The 2,988-nt window shown below is 70.9% G+C and carries 3 protein-coding genes; all 3 read right to left on the bottom strand.

The features are described 5' to 3' along the window. Positions 1–70: 70 nt before the first annotated feature. Entirely contained in the window at positions 71–1,087 is a 1,017-nt protein-coding gene (locus NBW84_RS01440) for a CobW family GTP-binding protein (protein ID WP_250280960.1), read from the bottom strand. A 219-nt stretch (positions 1,088–1,306) separates the two neighbouring features. Further along, positions 1,307–2,440, bottom strand: a complete 1,134-nt coding sequence (locus NBW84_RS01445) for a WD40 repeat domain-containing protein (protein ID WP_250280962.1) — start codon at positions 2,438–2,440, stop codon at positions 1,307–1,309. Further along, the coding region (locus tag NBW84_RS01450; RefSeq protein ID WP_250280964.1) for a GTP-binding protein at positions 2,437–2,988 on the bottom strand (552 nt) is incomplete at its 5' end. The genes NBW84_RS01445 and NBW84_RS01450, both read right to left, overlap by 4 nt.

Raw genomic sequence — 2,988 nt, forward strand, 5'->3', positions numbered from 1 at the left:
GGCTCCGGTTCTCGGTGGGGCGCCCTATGGTCAAGCCGCATGTGGGCTGTGGTCATCCTTGTTCTCCTGGCTATCCGTTCAGGTCCGGTAGCCAGGAGGGGAAGGGGTCCGGTAGCTCGTGCCAGCTGTCCTCGCCGAGAGCGAGCTCGGCGTCGGTGAGCAGGCATGAACGGAAGATTCTGGTGAGGGCCGCCGGGTCGGCGTGCAGACCGATCAGGGCCAGTTCCTGGACGCGGTAGCCGTAGTAGGGGTCCCAGCCAGGACAAGCGGCCCTGTGGTCCGCGGGTGCGGTGTCGACGGCGGGCCAGTAGCCGTCGGGAGCGAGCGTGAGTCCCCGCCCGGCGTGGTCCCAGGCCATCCTTTGGTCGGGTCGGCTGGCGAGCCACAGCCAACCCCGGGAACGCACCACGCCGGCGACCAGGCCGTCCATGCAGTCATGCAGCCGCTGTGGGTGCAACGGCCGGCGGGCAGCGAGCACCGTGGCGGTGATCCCGACCTCGCTGGTCGGCAGGTCGTCCGCGGTGCGTGCGCCTAGCATCCGCAACCAGCCCGCGTGCCGGTGCGAGCCGATCTCGTCGTATCCCGCGCCGCCGTCCGGGCCGGCGGAGGCGAGGATATCGCTGGCCGGTGTGGCTCGGCCGACGACGGTCACAGGTCGGGCCGTCGGGTTCAGACGCCGTACCAGCGTGTCGAGCTGCAGCATGTCGCAGACATCGATCTCGTCGGTGGCGGCGAGGGCGACGACCTCAGCGCGTTCGACCTGGTCGACGAGGGCCGCTGGCACCGTCCGACCGAGACGGGGAACGGCGAGGCCTCGGCCGGCGAAGGAGTCACAGCCGTCCAGGTCCTCGAACGCGGTCGTCGCGTCGACCAACGCCACCGACGACACCACGCTGAGCGCGGGGCAGCCGGCCAGGCCCGGTATCAGGTCCAAGGGAACGTATCCCGGTGGTGCCACCACGACGGCTTCGACGTGTCCATCGGCCGTGAGTTCCGCAGCCGAGGCGGCGATGTCCCGGGAGACGACGTCGACGAGGCTCACGTCCTGGGCGGGTAGCGCGGACCTGCACGGCGATCCGTCACCCACGTCGAGCGATCGGACGACGACTCCTCCCACCGGGTGGGACGGGCACCGGTAGGAGAGCACGGGGACGGGGCGAACCCCACCGCCTGCGGGGGCCGCCACCACCCCGACGTCACCCCCGGCAGTGCACACCAACGTCACAGACAGTGGGATCGGCTGGCGCATAGTGGTCGTTCTCCGGAAGTGGGCTGGCTGGGCTCGGGAACTGGCCGGCCAGGCCGGTCAGCTGCTGCGTCTCGTACCGGTGCCGGGCGGACTGTCCGACGGACGGACCGCGCTCAGCCGGCCGCCCTGGGTTCCCGCCACGACAAGCGCCGCGTCGGCGGTCCAGGTGACCGAGCTGACGGGCGCGCCCAGATCGACCTCGAAATGCGGACGCCGGGAACTACCACTTCCCCGCCAACCGGCCAGACGGCCATCCCTGCCACCACTGGCGAGCAGCGGCGGGGCGGCCGTGCGCTGGCCAGCCCGGCCGGCTGCCGAGCCCGTTCGGACCGGTGGGACGGGGGCGGGGGCGTAGGCGAGTGCGACGACGAGTCCGGCGTGCGTGCGCAGTGAGGCCGGGCGCTGCCCGGCCGGGCCCTTGCCGCCGAGGTTCCACACGGTGACTTCCTCGCCGCCGCCGGCGGCGAGCCGTTGGGAATCCGGGGCGAAGGCGATAGCGGTGACCTTGGCGGGATAGCCGCTCATCTCGTAGTCCTCGCCGGACCACAGCCGCCACAGGTGGATCGAGGCGTCCTGATTACCGGAGGCGGCCCAGCGGGCGTTCGGTGCGACGGCGATGGTGAGCAGCGAACCCTTCCAGTCGAAGGTGCGTACCGGTTCAGTGCGGTTGGGTCCGGGTTCGTACCAGCGGATGCCGCCGTAGCAGGCGACGGCAAGTCGGTGGCCGGCCCAGGCGAGTGCGGTGACGGTGCTGGGCTGGCCGGGCCAGCGGGTGACGATGGTCCCGTCGGGCCGCAGCAGCAGGACCTCGCGGCCTCGGCCGGCGGCGAGGTACTGCCCGTCGGGGGACCAGGCCAGTGCGTGTACCCAACCCTGGCCCATGACGGCGTCGCGCCGGCCGATCGTGATGTCGCCGATGACGACGGTCCCGTCGGCTCCGCCGACGGCGAGGCGGCGGCCGTCCGGCGACCACGCCGCGGCGAGTGCCCCGAGTTCGTGGTGTGGCATCTCGGTGACGATGATCCCTTCGTCCGTGTCGATGACGACGGTGCGGCCGGACAGGGAGGCGGCGGCGACCAACGACCCGCGCGGTGCGGCGGTGACGGTGCTCACCGCGTCGTCGAGGTCGATCGACCAGACGGGTGTGGTCGGTGTTCGACCGGCGGTGAGGAGGTTGGCGGTGCGGCTCACCGTGCGCTCGCGAGACAGCGGCGTAGTCCGGTTTCGAGGGCGGCGCGGTCGAGGTGGCGTCCGATGAAGACCAACCGGCTGACCCGGGCCGCGTTGCCCCAGGGCTGGCCGTCGGTGCCTTCGAAGAGCATGTGGACGCCCTGGAAGACGTACCGGTTCTGCTGGTCGGCGACGGCGAGTACCCCCTTGGACCGGAAGATGTCGGCGCCCTTGGTCGACAGCAGCTCGCCGAGCCAGTCGTTGAGCTTTGGTATGGACAGGTCTCCGGCCAGTTCGATGCCGACGCTGGACACGGTCAGGTCGTGTTGATGCTCACCGTCGGTGAGGAACGCGGGGTCGACGTCGAGTGCGCGCCCGAGGTCGAACGCGCCAACGTCGAGGACCTTGTCGAGGTCGACTTTGGCGTACTGGGCGGGCAGGATCTCCGCAACTTTGTTGATCGCCCGGATCCGGCCGATCACCTCGTCCAGTTGCGCCTCGTCGACAAGGTCGGTCTTGTTCAGCACGATCCGGTCGGCGAACGCGATCTGCTCGACCGCCTCGTTCTC

Source organism: Protofrankia sp. CiP1_Cm_nod2 (assembly GCF_920664355.1).
Lineage (GTDB): Bacteria > Actinomycetota > Actinomycetes > Frankiales > Frankiaceae > Protofrankia.